Annotated in this window: 19 protein-coding genes and 1 tRNA gene; 10 read left to right on the top strand and 10 right to left on the bottom strand. The window is 54.8% G+C overall.

Annotation, left to right across the window (positions count from 1 at the left end; all coding sequences use genetic code 11):
- Positions 1-37: 37 nt before the first annotated feature.
- The 3 genes from N6G83_RS45260 to tesA form a co-directional block, all read right to left on the bottom strand.
- Complete coding sequence (locus N6G83_RS45260; RefSeq protein ID WP_211134880.1) at positions 38-892, bottom strand: co-chaperone YbbN; 855 nt, start codon at positions 890-892, stop codon at positions 38-40.
- Between the two features lie 85 nt (positions 893-977).
- A complete protein-coding gene (locus N6G83_RS45255) occupies positions 978-1,754 on the bottom strand; it encodes an SDR family oxidoreductase (protein ID WP_021180073.1) in 777 nt (258 codons plus the stop codon).
- 25 nt (positions 1,755-1,779) lie between these two features.
- Positions 1,780-2,418: a multifunctional acyl-CoA thioesterase I/protease I/lysophospholipase L1 gene (tesA, locus tag N6G83_RS45250; protein ID WP_161629483.1), complete on the bottom strand. Its 639-nt coding sequence runs from the start codon at positions 2,416-2,418 to the stop codon at positions 1,780-1,782.
- Between tesA and ybbA the strand changes: the two genes are divergently transcribed.
- Together ybbA and ybbP are read left to right on the top strand one after the other, a co-directional pair.
- On the top strand, positions 2,389-3,075 hold the full coding sequence (gene ybbA / locus N6G83_RS45245) for a putative ABC transporter ATP-binding protein YbbA (protein WP_024486093.1): 687 nt from the start codon (positions 2,389-2,391) through the stop codon (positions 3,073-3,075). The genes tesA and ybbA overlap by 30 nt on opposite strands.
- Complete coding sequence (gene ybbP / locus N6G83_RS45240) at positions 3,072-5,504, top strand: putative ABC transporter permease subunit YbbP (protein WP_211134881.1); 2,433 nt, start codon at positions 3,072-3,074, stop codon at positions 5,502-5,504. Before ybbA ends, ybbP begins: the two co-directional genes overlap by 4 nt.
- A gap of 645 nt (positions 5,505-6,149) precedes the next feature.
- On the opposite strand, the gene purK is transcribed toward ybbP, so the two are convergent.
- The 4 genes from purK to ppiB form a co-directional block, all read right to left on the bottom strand.
- Positions 6,150-7,217 carry a 5-(carboxyamino)imidazole ribonucleotide synthase gene (gene purK / locus N6G83_RS45235; protein ID WP_098928368.1) on the bottom strand — a complete coding sequence of 356 codons (1,068 nt, stop codon included), beginning with the start codon at positions 7,215-7,217 and terminating at the stop codon, positions 6,150-6,152.
- Positions 7,214-7,738, bottom strand: coding sequence for a 5-(carboxyamino)imidazole ribonucleotide mutase (gene purE / locus N6G83_RS45230; RefSeq protein WP_024486090.1), 525 nt, complete (start codon positions 7,736-7,738; stop codon positions 7,214-7,216). The genes purK and purE overlap by 4 nt, the downstream gene beginning before the upstream one ends.
- Positions 7,739-7,869: 131 nt before the next feature.
- Positions 7,870-8,592, bottom strand: a complete 723-nt coding sequence (locus N6G83_RS45225) for a UDP-2,3-diacylglucosamine diphosphatase (RefSeq protein WP_024528445.1) — start codon at positions 8,590-8,592, stop codon at positions 7,870-7,872.
- Positions 8,593-8,602: 10 nt separating this feature from the next.
- Complete coding sequence (gene ppiB, locus N6G83_RS45220; protein ID WP_024486088.1) at positions 8,603-9,097, bottom strand: peptidylprolyl isomerase B; 495 nt, start codon at positions 9,095-9,097, stop codon at positions 8,603-8,605.
- A 285-nt stretch (positions 9,098-9,382) separates the two neighbouring features.
- Between ppiB and cysS the strand changes: the two genes are divergently transcribed.
- Complete coding sequence (cysS, locus tag N6G83_RS45215; RefSeq protein WP_024528446.1) at positions 9,383-10,768, top strand: cysteine--tRNA ligase; 1,386 nt, start codon at positions 9,383-9,385, stop codon at positions 10,766-10,768.
- Positions 10,769-10,828: 60 nt separating this feature from the next.
- On the opposite strand, the gene N6G83_RS45210 is transcribed toward cysS, so the two are convergent.
- Positions 10,829-13,006, bottom strand: coding sequence for an extracellular solute-binding protein (locus tag N6G83_RS45210; RefSeq protein ID WP_211136366.1), 2,178 nt, complete (start codon positions 13,004-13,006; stop codon positions 10,829-10,831).
- A 367-nt stretch (positions 13,007-13,373) separates the two neighbouring features.
- Here N6G83_RS45210 and N6G83_RS45205 point away from each other — a divergent pair, with 367 nt between their 5' ends.
- Genes N6G83_RS45205 through N6G83_RS45195 form a run of 3 tightly spaced genes read left to right on the top strand, consistent with a single transcriptional unit; the run spans position 13,374 to position 16,164 of the window.
- A complete protein-coding gene (locus tag N6G83_RS45205) occupies positions 13,374-14,195 on the top strand; it encodes an MBL fold metallo-hydrolase (RefSeq protein ID WP_074027794.1) in 822 nt (273 codons plus the stop codon).
- A gap of 11 nt (positions 14,196-14,206) precedes the next feature.
- A complete protein-coding gene (locus N6G83_RS45200; protein WP_024528449.1) occupies positions 14,207-15,442 on the top strand; it encodes an MFS transporter in 1,236 nt (411 codons plus the stop codon).
- Positions 15,443-15,450: 8 nt separating this feature from the next.
- Positions 15,451-16,164, top strand: a complete 714-nt coding sequence (locus tag N6G83_RS45195; protein WP_024528450.1) for an MgtC/SapB family protein — start codon at positions 15,451-15,453, stop codon at positions 16,162-16,164.
- A 70-nt stretch (positions 16,165-16,234) separates the two neighbouring features.
- Here N6G83_RS45195 and ybcJ read toward each other — a convergent pair whose 3' ends face one another.
- A complete protein-coding gene (gene ybcJ, locus N6G83_RS45190; RefSeq protein WP_021180059.1) occupies positions 16,235-16,447 on the bottom strand; it encodes a ribosome-associated protein YbcJ in 213 nt (70 codons plus the stop codon).
- 11 nt (positions 16,448-16,458) lie between these two features.
- Positions 16,459-17,325, bottom strand: coding sequence for a bifunctional methylenetetrahydrofolate dehydrogenase/methenyltetrahydrofolate cyclohydrolase FolD (folD, locus tag N6G83_RS45185; protein WP_021805409.1), 867 nt, complete (start codon positions 17,323-17,325; stop codon positions 16,459-16,461).
- A 228-nt stretch (positions 17,326-17,553) separates the two neighbouring features.
- Between folD and N6G83_RS45180 the strand changes: the two genes are divergently transcribed.
- The 4 genes from N6G83_RS45180 to N6G83_RS45165 all read left to right on the top strand — a co-directional run bounded on the left by N6G83_RS45180 (position 17,554) and on the right by N6G83_RS45165 (position 19,691).
- Positions 17,554-17,766 (top strand): hypothetical protein, encoded by a 213-nt coding sequence (locus N6G83_RS45180; protein ID WP_074027797.1) that lies wholly within the window; start codon positions 17,554-17,556, stop codon positions 17,764-17,766.
- A complete protein-coding gene (locus tag N6G83_RS45175) occupies positions 17,763-18,068 on the top strand; it encodes a hypothetical protein (RefSeq protein WP_211136365.1) in 306 nt (101 codons plus the stop codon). The genes N6G83_RS45180 and N6G83_RS45175 overlap by 4 nt, the downstream gene beginning before the upstream one ends.
- Before the next feature lie 142 nt (positions 18,069-18,210).
- Positions 18,211-18,287: transfer RNA gene (locus N6G83_RS45170), tRNA-Arg, on the top strand.
- Positions 18,288-18,482: 195 nt separating this feature from the next.
- Positions 18,483-19,691: a tyrosine-type recombinase/integrase gene (locus tag N6G83_RS45165; RefSeq protein ID WP_211136364.1), complete on the top strand. Its 1,209-nt coding sequence runs from the start codon at positions 18,483-18,485 to the stop codon at positions 19,689-19,691.
- The last annotated feature ends 92 nt before the right edge of the window (positions 19,692-19,783 follow it).

Below are 19,783 nucleotides of genomic sequence, written 5' to 3'. Positions count from 1 at the left end.
ATGCAGGGCGCAACCGTGCGGCTGCGCCCATGTACGATTAATACAGCAGTGAATACAGCTGGCGGCGATACTTGGCGGCCAGCGCATCGCCAGTCCCCAGTGCGGCCAGAATATCCATCAAGGTCTTGCGGGCGCTACCGTTAGCCGCCGCCAAATCCTTTTTCAGATGACCCATCAGCAATTCCAGCGCCTCTTCGTTACGGCCAACCTGATGCAGTTGCAAGGCTAGCTGCACGGCCAGCTCAACGTTTTCCGGCTGTTGCTGAACCTGCTGCTGCAACTGCTGAATTTCCGGCGTATCGGCGGCCTGCTTCATCAGCTCAATCTGCGCGACCAGGCCGAGGTAACGGGTATCGCGATCCTGCAATGGGATGGTCGCCAGCACCGTTTCGGCATCATCCGTCTTGTTCAGGGCGATCTGGGTTTCCGCCAGCGTCAGGCCGATATCGCTGCGCTGATTGCTGAGGCTCCAGGCGTCTTTCAGCAAAGGCAGAGCCTCTGCAGCACGGTCTTCCTGCAACAGTTCGGTGGCTTCTGCCAGCTTGAGGTCTTCGGCTTTTGGCAGGAAACGCTGCAGGAATTCGCGGATCATTTCTTCCGGCTGCGGCCCTTGGAAACCATCAACCGGCTGACCATCCTTGAACAGATAAACGGTTGGCAGGGAGCGCAGACCAAACTGGGCGGCGATCGCTTGCTCGGCATCGCAATCCACCTTCGCCAGAACGAACTGACCTGCGTATTCCGCCGCCAGTTTATCCAGTATCGGGGTGAGTTGCAGACAGTGCTGGCTGCGATCCGACCAGAAGTAGAACAGCACCGGCTGGGACATGGACTGTTCCAGCGTTTGGTGCAGGTTAGTTTCGTTAATATCAACAACGGCTTGAGCTAGCATGGTTTCTCTCTAATCTGATCTTGCGGAGCCAATCTATTCTAAATGGGGGCAAAGCGGCGCGCTTCAACCCTTAGCCCCCGTTTGCTTAACCATTACTGCGCAATAACCAGTCCAGCGCGCGGCCTGGCAACAGGCGGCGCAGGATGCTCATGGTATGCGCCAGCAGGGTGACCGGGTAGCGCAGCTTGGCTTTGGGGCTTTCCAGCGCATGGCGCAGCTTCGGTAACACCGCTTCGGCGGGCAGCGTCAAACGCTTGGCAATACTCGGGTTGTGCACCGGTTTATCGCTCTGCGCCTGATTGACGTTCTGGGTGAAATGGGTTGTCAGCGGGCCTGGCTCGATCAGGCTGACCTGAATGCCGCTGCCGTGCAGTTCCATACGCAACGCGTCCGACCAGGCTTCCAGCGCAAATTTGCTGGCGGCATAGGCCCCACGCCCGGCGCTGGAGATTAACCCCATCACTGAACTGGTCTGAATAATGCGCCCTTCACCGTGCGGCAGCATGGCTGGCAGCAGCAACTGGGTGAGCTGGTGGGTGCCAAACAGGTTGGCGGAGAATTGCCGTTCCAGCTGTTGGCGTGAAACCGAGCTGAGTGGGCCGTAAACGCCGAAACCGGCATTGTTGAACAGGCCGTACAGCCGCCCGTTGGTCAGCTCGATCACCTGCGCGGCGGCGCGTTCTACGCTGGCGCTATCGTCCAGATCCAGTTCAATGCCTTCCAGCCCAAGCTGGCGCATGTTTTCCACGTCTTCCGGCTTACGGCAGGCGGCCAGCACGCGATAGCCACGGTTACGCAGATCTTGCGCTGCAATCAATCCTATCCCGCTGGAACAGCCGGTTATCAATACCGCTTTTTGCATAACTTTACCTAGTAGCTAACCCTATTCAGTTAGACTCATGTTTAACTAGTGGTTCCAGCTGTTGCGCCATCCAGGTGGCGATAAACGGCTGGGCATCCTGATTGGGGTGCAAACCGTCATCCTGCATCCATTCCGGTTTGATCACCACCTGTTCCATGTAAAACGGCAGCAGCGGAATGTTGAACTGCTTGGCCAACGCCGGATAGATCTCACCGAAGGCCTCGGTGTAGCGGCGGCCATAGTTTGGCGGAATATGAATTTGCATCAGCAGCGGTTTGGCCCCCGCCTGCAAAACCAGCGTGATAATCTGGTTGAGATCGCGCTCGATATCCGCAGCCGGGAAGCCGCGCAGACCATCGTTGGCACCCAGTTCGATCAGCACCCAGCGGGGTTGATGTTGTTTCAACAGCTCGGGCAAGCGTGCCAGCCCCTGAGCGGCGGTGTCACCGCTGATACTGGCATTGACCACGGTCGGGTGGCCAGGTTGTTTCTGCCACTCATCGGCCAGGCGAGTTGCCCAGGCTTGCGCTACCGGCAACCGATAGCCAGCACTTAAACTGTCGCCTAAAATCAATAAGGTATCGGCCGCGACAGCACGTAAACTGAATAATCCCAACAGCAAAAGGAAGGGAAGATGCCAGCGGAAAACGTTCTTGAAGTTCATCATCTTAGTAAACACGTTGGTCAGGGTGAGCATCAGCTTACCATCCTTACCGGAGTCGAGCTGGTTGTCAAACCCGCACAGACAATTGCGCTGATCGGCGAGTCCGGTTCAGGTAAATCGACCTTGTTGGGCATCCTTGCCGGGCTGGACGACGGCAGCGAAGGAGAAGTTAGCCTGCTGGGGGAGTCGCTGACCGCACTGGATGAAGAAGGGCGCGCTGCGCTGCGGGCAAAAAACGTCGGTTTTGTGTTCCAGTCGTTCATGCTGGTCCCCACCTTGAACGCGTTGGAAAACGTACAACTCCCCGCGCTGCTGCGTGGTGAAAGCGATCGTCAAAGCCGGGACCAAGCGGTGCAACTGCTGGAACAGCTGGGGTTAGGCAAGCGTCTTAGCCATCTGCCAGCACAACTTTCCGGCGGGGAGCAACAGCGTGTGGCGCTGGCACGGGCGTTCAGTGGCCGTCCACGGGTGCTGTTCGCCGATGAACCCACCGGCAACCTCGATCGCCAGACCGGTGAGCGCATTGCCGATCTGCTGTTCTCCCTCAACCGCGATTTTGCCACCACACTGATCCTGGTCACCCATGACGAGACGCTGGCGGCGCGCTGTCAGCGGCGGCTGCGCTTGCGTGAAGGCAAGCTGTGGGAGGAAGCATGATTTGGCGTTGGTTCTGGCGTGAATGGCGTTCGCCTTCGCTGCTGATCGTTTGGCTGGCGCTGACGCTGTCGGTCGCCTGCGTGTTGGCACTGGGCAGCATCAGCGATCGCATGGACAAAGGCCTGAGCCAGCAAAGCCGAGACTTTATCGCCGGGGATCGGGTATTACGTACCGCGCGCCCGGTGCCGGAAGGCTGGCTGCTCGATGCCCAACAACAGGGGCTGAAAGTCAGCCGCCAGCTCTCTTTTACCACCATGACCTACGCCGGGGATCGTCCACTACTGGCCAACGTCAAGGCTACCGATGCGGCCTACCCGCTGTATGGGCAGTTGGAAACCCTGCCAGCCAATCTCAAACCTGTGCCGGGCAGCGTGTTGGTGGCTCCGCGCCTGTTGGCATTATTGGATATCAAGGTCGGCGATAACCTGGAGGTGGGGGATACCACGTTACGCATCGCCGGTGAAATCGTGCAGGAGCCGGATTCTGGCTTCAATCCGTTCCAGACTGCACCTGGCATTATCATCAACCTGGCAGATGTGGATAAAACCGGAGCGGTACAGCCGGGCAGTCGCCTGACCTACCGTTATATGTTTGCCGGTGCGCCAACCGATATTCAACGTTATGAAGAACGCCTCAAACCGCAGCTCAAACCCGATCAGCGCTGGTATGGGTTAGAGGAGTCCGGCAGCGCGCTGGGTAAATCGCTACAGCGTTCCCAACAGTTCCTGCTGCTTTCGGCGCTGCTGACCTTGCTGCTGTCGATCGCCGCCGTGGCGGTGGCGATGAGCCACTATTGCCGCAGCCGTTATGATCTGATCGCGGTGCTGAAAACCCTGGGCGCTGGCAGAAAGGCGCTCAGCAAGCTGATTATTGGCCAGTGGCTGGCGGTGTTATTGCTGGCGGGAATATGCGGTAGCGTGATTGGTCTCGGTTTTGAAGCGGTGCTGATCCGCTTGCTGGCACCAGTGTTGCCGGGGGAACTCCCCGCCGCCGGGGGCTGGCCGTGGCTTTGGGCGATGGGGGCTCTGGTCATGATTTCGCTGCTGGTTGGGCTGCGCCCGTACCGGCAACTGCTGGCGACTCAGCCGCTGCGCGTACTGCGCCGGGATGTGGTAGCCAACGTCTGGCCGCTGCGTTACTTCCTGCCAGCCACTGCGGTGATTGTGGTCGGGCTACTGACGGTATTGATGGGGGCAAGTACGCTACTGTGGGCCATTCTGGCCGGTATGGTGGTGCTGGCCTTGCTGCTAGGGGGAATTGGCTGGGGCAGCCTGTTGCTGCTGCGGCGCATCACGCTGAAAAATCTGGCGCTGCGGTTGGCGGTGAATCGCCTGTTGCATCAGCCTTGGGTGACGATCAGCCAGCTAGCGGCATTCTCGCTGTCGTTTATGTTGTTGGCTCTGTTGCTGGTCTTGCGTGGCGATCTGCTCGATCGTTGGCAACAGCAGTTACCGCCAGACAGCCCGAACTATTTCCTGCTGAATATGACCACGGCACAGGTTCCTCAGGTGAAAGCCTTCTTGCAACAGCATCAACTGCATGAGGAAACCTTCTATCCCATCGTACGTGTGCGCCTGTCGGAAATTAACCAGCAGGTGGCGACGGAGCGGGTGCATGAAGACGATCCCGGTGGCGAGGCGGTGAACCGTGAGCTGAATCTGACCTGGCAAAGCGAGCTGCCGGACCACAACCCGCTGACGGCAGGTACCTGGCCGCCGAAAACCGGCGAGGTCTCGATGGATGAAGGGATCGCCGGCAGGCTCAAGATCAAACTGGGCGATACCTTGACGTTCAGCGGCGATACCCAATCGTTCAGCGCCAAAGTCACCAGCCTGCGGCAGGTAGATTGGGAAAGTCTGAAGCCGAACTTTTACTTTATCTTCCCGCCGGGTGCATTGGACGGCCAACCACAAACCTGGCTGACCAGCTTCCGCTATGACGGCGACGGCAAGGTGCTAACCCAGCTTAACCGCCAGTTCCCAACGCTGAGCCTGCTGGATATCGGTTCGATCCTCAAGCAGGTCGGCGGCGTGTTGCAGCAGGTGAGCAGGGCGCTGGAGGTGATGGTAGTGCTGGTGGTGATCTGCGGTGGTCTGCTGTTACTGGCACAGGTACAGGTAGGGATGCGGCAGCGTAGGCAGGAACTGGTGGTTTACCGCACGCTAGGCGCAGGCAAACGCCTGTTGCGCGGTACGCTGTGGTGCGAGTTTGCGTTGCTGGGGCTGGTGGCTGGCATCGCGGCGGCGGTGGGGGCAGAAGCGGCACTGTGGCTGTTGCAAACCAAGGTGTTCGACTTCCCGTGGGCACCTACGCCGGTGCTGTGGTGGGCGTTACCGTTGCTGAGTGCCTTGCTGCTCTCGCTGTGTGGCGGCTGGCTTGGTGTACGCCTGCTGCGCGGCAGGGCGCTGTTCCGCAGCTATGAAGGTTAATTTTTTACTGGCTGTAGCGGTGGTAGAGCAAGGTTAATTGCCCCTCACCCCAACCCTCTCCCACAGGGAGAGGGAGCCGTACGGGGTTGCTATCCGGTGAAGGAGTTGATCTGTAACGGGTTGATGTAAAGGATGAATACCGTAGTTAATTTGTGTCACGGTAAGTCCCCTTTGGGAGCCGTACGGGGTTGCTATCCGGTGAAGGCGTTAGTCTTTAACGGATTGATGTAAAGGATGAATACCGTGGTTAATTTGTAGCACGTTAAGTCCCCTTCAGGAGCCGTACGGGGTTGCTATCAGGTGAAGGCGTTAGTCTTTAACGGATTGATGTAGAGGATGAATACCGTAGTTAATTTGTGGCACGGTAAGTCCCTTTTAGGAGCCGTACGGGGTTGCTATCAGGTGAAGGCGTTAGTCTTTAACGGATTGATGTAGAGGGTGAATACCGTAGTTAATTTGTGACACGGTAAGTCCTCTTTGGGAGCCGTACGGGGTTGCTATCAGGTGAAGGCGTTAGTCTTTAACGGATTGATGTAAAGGATGAATACCGTAGTTAATTTGTGGCACGGTAAGTCCCCTCTCCCTTTGGGAGAGGGTTAGGGTGAGGGGAATACACCGAGATTAAATGCCTATCACCCCACAAGATCACCCCAGCTTTTGCTGCGCCCAGGCCAAGCCACTTTGGTACTCGGCTGGCAGCAGCGGTGCTAACGCCTGCAACGCCTGTTGCAAAGAAGCTGCGTCGGGATCGTTGAGATTCAGGTGACCCACTTTACGCCCCTCACGCACCTCTTTCTCATACCAGTGCAAATGTACCAGCGGCAGGCCCAGCCATTGCTGATTCACCGCCGTGCCGATCAGGTTGACCATCACGGAAGGCGTATTCACCACCGGCTTAGGCAGCGGCAGCCCCAGGATGGCACGTAAATGCAGCTCAAACTGGCTGATGGAAGCGCCGTTCTGCGTCCAGTGGCCACTGTTGTGGACACGCGGAGCCAACTCGTTGATCAGCAGGCTGTCGCCGACGATAAAGCACTCCATCGCCATCACGCCTACGTAGTTCAACTCATCGAGGATCGCAGCCAACATCTGCTCGGCCTGCTGCTGCAACGCCGGATTGGGCTGTGGCAGCGCTACGCTAGTACGCAGAATGCCTTCTTCGTGCAGGTTGTGAGTCAGCGGATAGAATACCGACTGGCCATCGTGACCACGAGCGCCCACCAACGACACTTCGCCAGAGAAATTAATCCCCTGCTCAACGATGCATTCGCCATAGTTATCCGCCGGTAACTCCGCCTCTTGGCCCGGGCGCAAACGCCACTGGCCACGGCCGTCATAACCACCCACGCGGCGTTTAACGATCGCCAACTCACCCAAGGTGGCAAACACCTGCGGCCATTCGCCAGCATTTGCCAGCAATTGCCAAGGGGCGGTAGCAAGATGAAGTTGATCGAGCAGTTGTTTCTGTGTGAGGCGATCGGCCAAACGCGGGAAGATATCGCGGTTGACGAAGTTATTGTGCGTCGCCAATTCGCGGGTCAGGGCGGTTTCTGGCCAGCGTTCGATCTCTGCGGTGATCACCGCATTTTGATAGGGCACCGCTTCCGGCTCGGCATCCAGGCCGACAGGATAAACCGCAATTCCCAGTGGTTCACCGGCCTGGCGCAGCATACGTCCTAACTGGCCGTTACCCAGTACGCAAACCGGCTTCATGCGTCCTCCCGTGGGTCCGGGTGGTTCAGCACCTCGTCGGTCTGGGCCTGACGCCATTGCGCCAACCGCTGTGCCAGCCCGGCATCATGCAGCGCCAGAATTTGTGCTGCCAGCAACCCGGCGTTGGCCGCACCGGCTTTGCCGATGGCGAGCGTACCCACCGGAATGCCACGTGGCATTTGCACAATGGAATACAGGCTATCGACACCGCTCAATGCGGCACTTTGTACCGGCACACCCAGCACCGGAACCAGCGTTTTGGCCGCCAACATGCCTGGCAGATGCGCAGCACCACCGGCACCGGCGATGATCACGTCAAAACCCATGGCCTTGGCATGTTCGGCAAAGCTGAACAGCTTATCCGGCGTGCGGTGGGCGGAGACAACTTCGACATGGAACGGGACATCCAGCGTGGTCAGAACTTCGGCCGCGGACTGCATTGTGGCCCAGTCACTTTTTGAACCCATTACGATTGCGATTTTAACCCCAGCGTTGGCGGCTGAAGTAGCGGTGGCTCCCATGAGTGCATGGCTCCTGTGATGTGGACAAACGTCGGCTGGCAGGCCGTATGAGGGCGTAGAGCATACCATGGGTACAGGGCGAGGAAAACGGTTGCGTCGACGGTTTTTGCCATCAAAAGCGTGAAAACGACCTAGAAGGGGAACTCGATCAGTTCGACGGCATCTGCCGTGACTTTAATCATTGAGCCTTGTGTATGCCAGGCTCCCAACACCGCACGATGGGCTTCTCCGTTTGGTAATGCCAGCGGATGGATTGCCGGGCGATGGGTGTGGCCGTGGATCATCCAGTGGACGTTGTGGCGCAACATGGCTTGCTCAACGGCCTGCGGGTTGACGTCCATAATCGCGGTGGATTTGTATTGGTTGCTTTGTTGGCTGCGCGCACGCATTTTAGCGGCGATCTTCAAGCGCCAGCGCAGAGGGAGCGCGAGAAAAGCACGTTGGATCCAGGTGTTATGAACTTTCTTGCGGAATTCTTGATAGGCCTGATCGTCGGTGCATAGGGTATCGCCATGCAGGATCAGGATCTTGCGGCCATACAGCTCAACGACCCGCTCTTCAGGTAGCAGGATCATACCGCTCTGCTTGGCAAAGCGCTTACCCAACAGGAAATCGCGGTTGCCGTGAATGAAGTAGCAGGGTACTCCGGCCTGGTGCAACGCCTTGAGTGCGGCAGCAATTTCGCTATGCAACGACTCGGGGTCGTCATCACCAATCCAGGCTTCGAACAGATCGCCCAGAATGTATAATGCGTCGGCGTGAACGGCTTCTCGCTGCAAAAAACGCAGAAAACCGGCAGTAATTGCCGGTTCCTGTGCGCATAGATGCAGGTCTGCGATGAACAGCGTGCTCATGCAGCCGCGATTACTCGCTGACGGTAACGCTGGTGATCACGACATCTTCAACCGGTACATCCTGGTGCATGCCGCTGCGGCCAGTTTTTACCGCTTTGATCTTCTCGACCACGTCCATGCCTTCTGCCACTTCGGCAAATACGCAGTAACCCCAACCCTGGGAGTTTTCAGCACGGAAGTTCAGGAAGTCGTTATCCACCACGTTGATGAAGAACTGGGCGGTGGCAGAGTGTGGATCGTTGGTACGAGCCATTGCCAGGGTGCCACGGGTATTTTTCAGGCCGTTGTTAGCTTCGTTCTTGATGGTTGCTTTGGTGTCTTTCTGATGCATACCAGGTTCAAAACCACCGCCCTGAACCATAAAGCCGTTGATGACACGGTGGAAGATGGTGTTGTTGTAGAAGCCTTCACGGCAGTAGTTCAGGAAGTTTTCAACGGTAACCGGTGCCTTGTCAGCAAAGGTCTTGATAACGATATCGCCGTGATTGGTGTGGAAAGTAACCATAGTTTTAGTCCTAGCAAGATGAAATGAGCTGTCACATAGGAAGGCGTGTGAGCAATCAGACCGACTTTATAACATATCTCAATTAATCAGTCAGCAGTGGCTAGGGTGGCAGTTCCGGGCAGAAATACACGTGTTGTTATCTTAGTCTGGATTGGGTTAATTCCGATCTCACGCAATTTTCTGCCGATCAATTCAGCAATCCTTGGGCTTGACCTTGCAATAGAGCAGCCTTCGGGTTTCAATATGCGGATATGTTTGTTATCACGCACACCACGGACAGCCCTGATGCTAAAGATATTTAATACCCTGAGTCGTCAAAAAGAGGAATTTAAGCCCATTCATGCCGGTAAAGTCGGTATGTACGTGTGCGGGGTAACCATTTATGACCTGTGTCATATCGGCCACGGGCGTACCTTTGTTGCTTTTGACGTGGTAGCGCGCTACCTGCGTTACCTCGGCTATTCGCTGAATTACGTGCGTAACGTGACCGACGTGGATGATAAAATCATCCGCCGCGCGGCAGAAAACGGCGAAACCTGCGATCAACTGACCACGCGTATGCTGGCAGAGATGCACGCCGATTTCGATTCGCTGCTGATCGAACGCCCGGATCAAGAGCCGCGTGCCACCCACCATATCGAAGAAATCATCGAGATCACCCAACGCCTGTTGGCGCGCGATCATGCCTATGTGGCCAGCAACGGCGACGTGATGTTCTCCATCGATAGCGATCCGCAATATGGCCTGCTGTCCCGCCAGGATCTGGAGCAGTTGCAAGCCGGTGCACGTGTGGAAATCGACGACGTGAAACGCAACCCGATGGATTTCGTGCTGTGGAAGATGTCCAAGCCGGGCGAACCAAGCTGGGAATCGCCGTGGGGCCCAGGCCGCCCAGGCTGGCATATCGAATGCTCGGCCATGAACTGCAAACAGCTAGGTACCCATTTTGACATTCACGGCGGTGGTTCCGATCTGATGTTCCCGCACCACGAGAACGAGATTGCTCAATCCAGCTGTGCGCATGATGGCCCGTACGTCAACTACTGGATGCACTCCGGGATGGTGATGATCGACAGAGAGAAGATGTCCAAGTCATTGAACAACTTCTTTACCATCCGCGACGTGCTGGGCTACTACGACGCCGAAACCGTGCGTTACTTCCTGATGTCTGGCCACTACCGTAGCCAACTGAACTACAGCGAAGATAACCTCAAGCAGGCGCGCGCCTCGCTGGAACGTTTGTACACCGCACTGCGTGGCACCGATGCCAATGCGCAACCCGCTGGCGGTGAAGTGTTTGAAGCTCGCTTCCGTGAAGCCATGGACGACGACTTCAACACCCCAGAAGCCTATTCCGCGTTGTTCGATTTAGCGCGTGAAGTAAACCGTCTGAAGAGCGAAGACATGGCGGCGGCGAATGGGTTGGCGGCAGAGCTGCGTAAACTGGCCAAGGTATTGGGCCTGCTGCAACAGGAGCCAGAACAGTTCCTGCAAGGTGGTGCGCAAGCGGACGACTCGGAAGTGGCAGAGATTGAAGCGTTGATCAAACAGCGTAACGACGCACGTGCCGCCAAAGACTGGGCGCTGGCAGATGCCGCTCGCGATCGGTTGAATGAGATGAATATCGTGCTGGAAGATGGCCCGCAAGGGACTAGCTGGCGTCGTAAGTAAACTAAGAACTTATTAAGTTAATAAAACCGGGTTGCTGTGGCTTCCCGGTTTTTTTATGCCTTAAGCATGGGCTTCGCTGAGCAGGCACTGGTTGATGTAATCAATAGCTTGCTGCGGATCCATTATCTTGTTCACGACGTTGGTCACGCCCTGGCCGATAATGATCTCCGCATGGCGCAGGTTAAACAACTCGCCCTGTAAACCCCGAGATTCACGGATGCCGATACTAGGATTATCTCGCAGCAGGTTAAACCACGGATAGAGATGCAGAATGCGCTGGTTCTGATAGATGCTGCGGTGGGCGCTGTTACCGCCCAAGAGCACCAGATGCTCGGTAATTTCAGCCGAATACAGCCAACGGAAGAACTGCTCTACCTGCGCCTTCTTATCACTGAAACGAGACATGCCTAACGAGCCACCGCCCATCTGCGGCATGTTGCCAGGAACTGGCGCGTAACCAATCGCCGGTGATAGAGGGCTGTGGGCGACGTCGTTGAACAGATTCATATACATGATCAGCATTGCCAACTGGCCCTGCTCAAACTGGGCCACCGCAGCATTCCACCATTCACTGTTGAGATTGGTGGTGACGGTAAGCTGTTGCTGATATTGCCGCAACGCTTCGATGGCCAAGGTTGCCTCCAGTTGCACCGGTTTGTCTTGGTGCACTAGCCGCCCACCTAACGCGTAATAGCGCAGTAGATATTCGGTAGCAATTAACCCGGAACTCCCGAGAGTCGTTGATGAACCTATCGGACGTTGCGGGTTGCCGGATTGATGAGTCGCCGTGAAAAAGGCCGTAATGTCATCAAACTCGGCGAAACTGGTCGGGATCTTCAGCTCTTTGCCCGATTTCTCATAGAACATGCGTTTGACCGTGGGGTCTTCGAACAGATCTCGGCGATAGAACAGCAACTGGGTGCTGGCATCAAACGGCAACGCATAGGCTTTGCCGTCAATCTGGCTGAAATGATGGCCAACTTCTGCCGAGAAGTTTTCCAGCAGTTCTGGTAGTTCTGGCGCGATCTCTGCCAACGGCGTGAGGGCCTTTGCCGCAAACCAGGGGAGGCAGGCCATATCGATACGCAGCAAATCGTAATAAGGATGCAGATGCAGATTCGAGAGGATCTCAAACACTTCATCATAAGGATAAACCGCGAGATTCACCTTGATACCGGTCTGGCGATAGAAATGCGGCAACAGCTTCTTCAGCGCATCGGTCGAGGGGCTAGGCAAGATCAGCATGTTCAGCGTTTCACCCTGCTCAGAAACGGCGGGCATGGGTTGAACGTCCAGAGCAAAGCCACGGCTATCCAGTATCAGCTCATCGGCCAGTGTTGCCAATCCGCAGATATATCGGGCAATTTCCAGGCCCAGCCGGGCGTAATCCATCTGATAGTGGTACTGATTGGCTAGCACGGCGGGTTCGTTATCGCTGAGTTGCCAGATCGGCGGGCAGGGGGCTGAGCTACCCAGATAGGCCGCCTGCGTCAGGCAACGGGCTTTTTCGCTGTCTTGAGCAATCAGAACTTGTGGCGGCTGGCCAGCAAAAAAAGCAAAAGCGGCGGTGTGACATTCACTGGCCGGTGACGGAACGACCGTTAACTGGGTCGATGGGCTTAACTGTGCCAGCGTATCTTTTAATGCCTCGACAAAACACTGGCCGTTGGTATAAGCGAGGGGCTCACAAAGCACGCCAACGTGCGTGGGTTGTTCGCGGGCGATCTCGCTGGCAATGGCCTGGCCCGCCTGGCAAAAGTTCAGGTTGAATGTGACCTTGGCCTGCGCTGGATGGCGATAGACAAACAGGATCTGCTCCGCTGGCAGCCGGAGCGTCTGATAATAGCTTTCGCTGTCGGCAAGGCAGGAGACCGTAACGATGGTTTGGTAGGATTTTGCGGCCAGCGTCTGCAAGATATCCCTTTCGGCAGAGGGCAGATCGTTAGTGATGTACAAATCCAGATCGCCCGGGAAAGAAGATCGTAATGATTGCTGAAGCCCACGGTAGAGCTGGTGATACTGCTCGCTGTTGATATCGGGCAGGATCAGCGCAACGCCACTGCTTTTGCTGGCGCGTAGCGACTGCGCCTGGGCATTGATCTGATAACCCATTTGCTGGGCAGCCTGTTTGACCGCCTCGATCTTTTCAACGCTGACATTGCCGCGCCCGTTGAGCACGTTGGAAGCGGTGCCGTGTGATACCCCCGCCAGCTTCGCTATATCCTTGATAGTTGCCATTTTCCCACCGCTTTGAGCCGCCTGTTTTGATGCTAACACCGGCTTGGGCGCTTCGCTATCTCGATTTCTCTTCAAGCGTAAAATTTGGATCGTTCCATCATTAGGTGGTTGTTATTTGTCCTTAATTAATCCAGTGCCACAAAATTGATGAAAAACGTAATAATTACCAATGTTTATTTTTATTTATTTGATTTTACTAAATATTAAATTAAATTTTTGAAGCAGATCACCAATATTCATTGCAGTATTAACCGTTTTTTGCCCTCAGGACTATGATTGACACGTTCCAAAATCACTTTCGTCGACCACATTAACGAAGGGGATAGGAGCAATAGGTCAGTAATGTACTGAATAAAAAGGATAAAAAATGAAAATACATTTCCTGGGATCGGCTGCCTCTGAAGGGATCCCCAATCCGTTTTGCCGCTGTGAACATTGCCAACAGGCCCGTTTTCTCAAGGGGAAAGATCTGCGTACCCACTCTTCGGCGATTATTGATGATGTGATGTTGATCGACGTCGCCCCGGAGTTCAGCCAACAGCTGTTGCGTGATGGGCTGGACGCAAGTGGTATCACCGACCTGCTGTTTACCCACACCCATCCAGACCATTTCAACGTCGGTGAGCTGTTTAGCCGCATGGAGGGTTACGGCTTCGATATCGACCATCCATTGGAGATTTTTGGTAACGATCGAGCGATCAACGGCTGTGCTGCGGTATTGCCGGGCTACAGCAAACAACGCTTTGGTTTCCACTGCCTGGTGCCTTTTGTCACCGTAGAAAGCCATGGCTACAAGATCACACCGCTGCTGGCCAACCACGCCAAGTGGGAGCTTTGCTACGTGTATGTGATCGAAAAAGACGGGCAGACGATTTTCTATGGCCATGATTCGGGCTGGTTCCCGGAACTCACCTGGCAGTGGCTACAGGGCAAAGCGTTGGATTTGGTGGTGCTGGAATGCACTTACGGTTTCAACGGCGACGATCGCACCGATAACCATATGAGCCTGGAAACCGTGTTTGCCGCGCAAGAGAAACTGCGTGCGATGGAGTGCCTGCATGCCGGCAGCCAGATCGTGGTGTCGCATATTTCTCACAGCGGCAAGTTGCTGCATGAGGAGCTGGTGGCAGCCTGCCGTGATAAAAACATCACCGTTGCGTATGACGGCCTGACCGTTAACGTGGCATAGGGGGAGAACTCATGGACTTTAACAAGACTCCTCGCCTGCTGATCATGATGTTTGTGCAGTATTTCATGCAGGGTGCCTGGAATATGACGATGGGCCTGGTGCTGAGCACCTACGGCATGGCCGCCATTATCGGTTCATCTTATGCGCTGCTGGGATTGGCAACCATACTCTCGCCGCTGTTTATCGGCATGGTCGCAGACCGCTTCTTTGCTTCGCAGAAAGTCATGGCGATCCTGCACCTGATCAACGCCGGGGTGATCCTTTGTGTGCCACAGTTTATCGAGGCGCAGGACACCACCATGACGCTGGTGATGATCTTCCTGGTCGGGTTGCTGTTCTATCCGACTACCGCGCTGGCCAACAGCATCAGCTTTAGCCATATCAACGGCGTGAAGTATTTCCCGGTGATCCGCGTGTTTGGCACCTTCGGTTTTATGGCGATAGGTTTCATCATCGGGCAGATGGGATATTCCGGCGATACCATGACCTGGTACATTGCTTCGGCCGCTGGGGTGGCATTGGGGCTGTACTGCTTTACTTTGCCGGATACACCGCCGAAGGCCAAGGGCAGCACCTTCACCCTGCGCGATCTGCTGTGCCTGGATGCGCTGTCGCTATTTAAAGATCGTAACTTCTCCATTCTGATGCTGAGCATCTTTGTGTTGATGATCCCCAAAACGGCCTATTCCGCCTATATTCCGGTATTCCTCAAAGCGCTCGGGTTTGATAACGCCGCCTCCATGATGCAGGTAGGGATCGCCTGCGAAGTGGTGTTTATGTTCCTGCTTTCGTTCTTCCTACTGAAAGCGGGCTTCAAGGTGACGTTGATGATGGGCGCGGTGTGCTGGATCATCCGCTCGGTGCTGTTCTCTCAGGCTGCGCTTGACGCCAACATGACGTTTGTCCTGATTGGCCTGATGCTGCAAGGCTTCTGCTGGGACTTCTTCTTTACGGTGGGGGATATCTATGTTGACCGTAAAGCACGGCCCGAAATCAAAGCCCAGGCCCAGAGTCTGCGCTTTATCGTCTCCAATGGTTTTGGCTTGCTGTTCGCGTCCACCATTTGCGGCCAGATCTTCAACAGCACGGTGACGGAGCAGGGGCCACAGGCGTTACCGCAGTGGGAAAGCTTCTGGCTGTTCTCGGCGATTATCGCCGGTGTTGTTTCGGTCTTCTTCTTTATTTTCTTCAAGGACGATCTTTCTAAACAGAAAACACCGGCGGCAATGAAACCCGCGAAGCAATAGGAAGCAACATGGACAGCTGGTTATCGGTGCTGGGCGGGTTGGGGCCGCTCCATCTGGCGACGGTAGGCAAGATAGTCGCGGCGTTTGTTCTGGGGGGCGTGATTGGTCTGGAACGTGAATCCAAGGGCAAGCCCGTTGGGTTTAAAACCTGCGTGATCATTGCCGTCGCCAGCTGCGTATTAACGGTGGTGTCGATTCAGTCTGCAGAGTATTACGCCGAGATCTCCGTCAATATTCGCAGCGATCCCATGCGGTTGGCCGCACAAATTATCAGTGGGGTGGGCTTCCTGGGCGCTGGGGTGATTTTGCACCGGCGTGATGACGCCATTTCCGGTCTGACGACCGCCGCGATCGTGTGGGCATCGGCGGGAGTGGGGATTGCCTGTGGTGCCAGTTTTTATTTGCACGCACTCTTGGCTACCGCACTGTTTTTACTGGCGATAAAGATCAGCCCCTATATTTTCCTGCTGCAATCGAGGAATCAATATCTGGGGAAGGTCAAAGTACGGCTGATACTTGATGAGCAGGCAGGGCTAGCCAGCTTGATGGCCCAGCTTAATCAGCAGAGAAACCTGATTGATGCAATGACCATACGTGACGTCAAAAAACACAAGATTGAAGTTAACTTTAAGCTGACGGTAAGGAAAAGGACGACCCTGGACGAACTGTATGGCTCACTGCGCGCTATGCAACACGTGTGCTTCGTCGCATTGGAGCATTAGCGGGTTTGAGTGGATCAAAAATGCCGGGTAGCTTAGCCGACCCGGCATTTTTTTGCTGGCGCTTGAACAATCAGGCTTTAACCGTGACGTTCATGCCTTTGTAGCTGACCTTCTGGCCATCAACGATCTTGCAGCGCTTACGCGTTTCGACCTGACCGTTTACTTTGACCTGCCCTTCGGCGATCACTTCTTTCGCGGCACCGCCGCTGTCACACCAGCCCTGGAACTTCAGCAGATCGCACAGTTCGACATGAGGGTGACCTTCCAGATTAAAAATTTCCATACTGCCTTAACTTAGTTAGGTTGAACGTCGTGAAATTCCTCGCAGGCTTGCAAGGTATTTTGGATCAGTGTAGCAACGGTCATCGGGCCGACGCCACCTGGAACCGGAGTAATGAAGGCCGCACGTTCGCTTGCGGCTTCGAAGTCTACGTCGCCGACTACTTTACCACTTTCCAAGCGGTTGATGCCGACATCGATCACGATCGCACCCGGTTTGATCCAATCTCCTGGGATAAACCCAGGTTTGCCCACGGCAACGATCAACAGATCGGCATTTTCGACGTGGTGACGCAGGTTTTTGGTAAAGCGGTGCGTGACGGTGGTGGTACACCCGGCCAGCAACAGCTCCATACTCATCGGGCGACCAACGATGTTGGAGGCACCCACCACCACGGCGTTCAGGCCATAGGTATCGATGTTATAGCGTTCCAACAGGGTGACAATGCCGCGTGGGGTACAAGGGCGCAGTTTAGGTGCGCGCTGACACAGGCGGCCGACGTTGTAAGGATGGAAACCGTCTACGTCTTTATCCGGGCTGATGCGCTCCAGCACCTTCACGTTATCAATGCCTGCTGGCAAGGGGAGCTGCACCAGAATGCCGTCAATTTCTTTATCGGCGTTTAATTTGTCGATCAGCGCCAGCAGTTCAGGCTCGGTGGTGGAGGCGGGCAGATCGTAAGAGCGGGAAATAAAGCCCACTTCCTCACAGGCCTTGCGCTTGCTGGCGACATAAATCTGCGAAGCCGGATTCTCACCAACCAGTACCACCGCCAGGCCCGGCGCACGCTTGCCGGCCGCCAGACGTTGTTTCACTTGCTCAGCCACTTCGTTTCTAACCTGCTGCGCAATCGTTTTGCCATCAATAATCTTTGCTGCCATCAGTGAGGAAATCCATCATTTAAGAAAAGCGGGGGATGGCGCTATTTTGGCAGAAGAGAGGCGCGCTGTCAGGCTTTCGATCGGGTTAATGCAGAGAATAAGCACACGATTGCGTAGCGGTTTATACATTTTTTACACCAACGGAATGATCCTCTACGCTTTTTTTACCTCCAGTCTTTTAGGCTTTACTCATTGCCCCTGGCGTTTGGGGTCTATGGAGGCAGGATCATGCAGACGATTACTCGGCTCTATCCATTGCATCAACCTGGTGGACATCCAGCAGATGAACAGCGGCATATTGGTGAAACGGTGTTTGATTCCTCCCTGCATCCGGCGCAGGTGGCGTTGTTGCAGGCATTACATCGGCTTTGTAAGCCGAAGGAGGGCCGCCCTTCCTGGAGTCAGCGTATGGCGCAGTGGTACAAAAGGGGCCACCAATGATGCGTAGCGTTCCTTTAGTGCTGGTATTGCTGCTTGCTACGCCACTTTGTCAGGCATCGATGAATACCTTGGCAGCCAGTGAGTTGCCTAGGGCAATGCTGGCGCAGACCTGTAATGTGCTAAATGCCCCGCAGGCCGATTGGGGGGATATCAACGCCGTGGTGCGATCGGCACGTGCCTGTATGTCGCAAAAAGCAGGGCAGAGGGCAAACCCGCGCCCATTGGTACCCACGGTTGAACCACAAGGGGTTGATGAGACGGTATTGTGGCAGGGGATTAGCGTAGCCAGATCATCGCGTTAGGGTGACTTATCATAGCTTTTGTGTGCGAAAAATCGCCATAAAGCACCTCTGCCACCACCACAGAGTCAAAAGGCATTGACTCAATAACCTCTGACCGTATAATCCAACTCCGCAACCTCGGTTGCCGCATCCGCATTTCAATGCGCCCTTAGCTCAGTTGGATAGAGCAACGGCCTTCTAAGCCGTAGGTCACAGGTTCGAGCCCTGTAGGGCGTACCATTTCGAAGTAAACAGACGTCAACCGACGTCTTTTTTTATGCTTGAAATTCAGTAAGTTGGCTAATTTTAGCGCATCGAAATTCTCTCTGACTCTACCTACATCTACCTGCATCAAGTAGTATCTGTTGGTATATGTGATGGTACATCCCCGTTCAATGAAATCCTGTACCAACAGCCAGCAACGGAGGGCCTCAAATGGCGTTAACCGATGTAAAGGTAAGAAGTGCAAAGCCCACAGATAAGCCTTACAAGCTTACCGATGGCGAAGGAATGCATTTAATGGTTCATCCCAATGGATCTAAATACTGGCGCTTGCAGTACCGCTTCGACGGTAAACAAAAGATGCTGGCGTTGGGTATCTATCCTGAGATTTCGTTATCTGAAGCCAGGCAGCGGAGAGATGAAGCTAAGCGGCAAGTCGCTAACGCTATCGACCCCAGTGAACAGAAAAAGGTTGAGAAACAAGCTCGTAAAGCGACAGTGGAAAATACCTTCAAAGCGATCGCTCTGGAATGGCATGAGTACAAACGTCCAAACTGGTCGAAGGGTTACGCTGAAGACATTATGGAAGCGTTTGAAAACGATATCTTCCCTGATATAGGTAAGCGCCCAGTTGCAGAGATCAAGCCTCTGGAGATCCTCAGTTCACTTCGTAAACTCGAAAAACGTGGTGTCCTCGATAAGCTTCGCAAAATCCGCCAAGCCTGTAACCAAGTCTTTCGCTATGCAATTGTCACCGGTCGGGCTGAAACTAACCCTGCCTCAGAGCTGGCAAGTGAGTTAACCCCGCCAAAATCTGTGCACTACCCTCATCTGTTAGCGGATGAACTTCCTGCCTTCTTAGAGGCTCTCGCCGCTTATTCGGGTAGCCCAATAACTCGGCTAGCAACAAAAATTCTGATGTTAACGGGAGTTCGTACTATTGAACTTCGCATGGCTGAATGGAAAGAGTTTGATTTCGACAAGCGAGTTTGGGAAGTACCGGTTGAAAGGATGAAGATGCGCCGTCCTCACCTTGTACCACTATCTGATCAAGTTGTGGCAGCACTGCGAGAGATCCAGGCAGTGACGGGCCGTTATAACCTTGTATTTCCTGGGCGTAACGACATCACCAAGCCAATGAGCGAAGCGAGTATCAATCAGGTACTAAAAAGGATTGGGTATCACGGGAAGGCGACAGGTCATGGCTTCAGGCACACGATGAGTACTATCTTGCATGAACAAGGCTATAACACGGCGTGGATTGAGTTACAGCTGGCTCATGTGGATAAGAATACCATTCGTGGCACATACAACCATGCGCAGTACTTGGAGCAGCGTAGGGAGATGTTGCAGTGGTATGGGGAATATGTGGATGGGTTGGCGGCTAGGGGAATCGCAGTAAATATTCGTAAAAAGGCATAAATTTTCTGCAGCTGCAGGATGAGCATCTATCGCTATAAGCAATGCTGTAGCTCGACGTAAATTGGGTCACAGCTTGCACATGTGGATTAAAA

Source organism: Serratia sp. PL7, assembly GCF_945957435.1.
The sequence above is the reverse complement of the archived record's forward strand: the minus strand, read 5'-3'. Positions and strand labels throughout refer to the sequence as shown.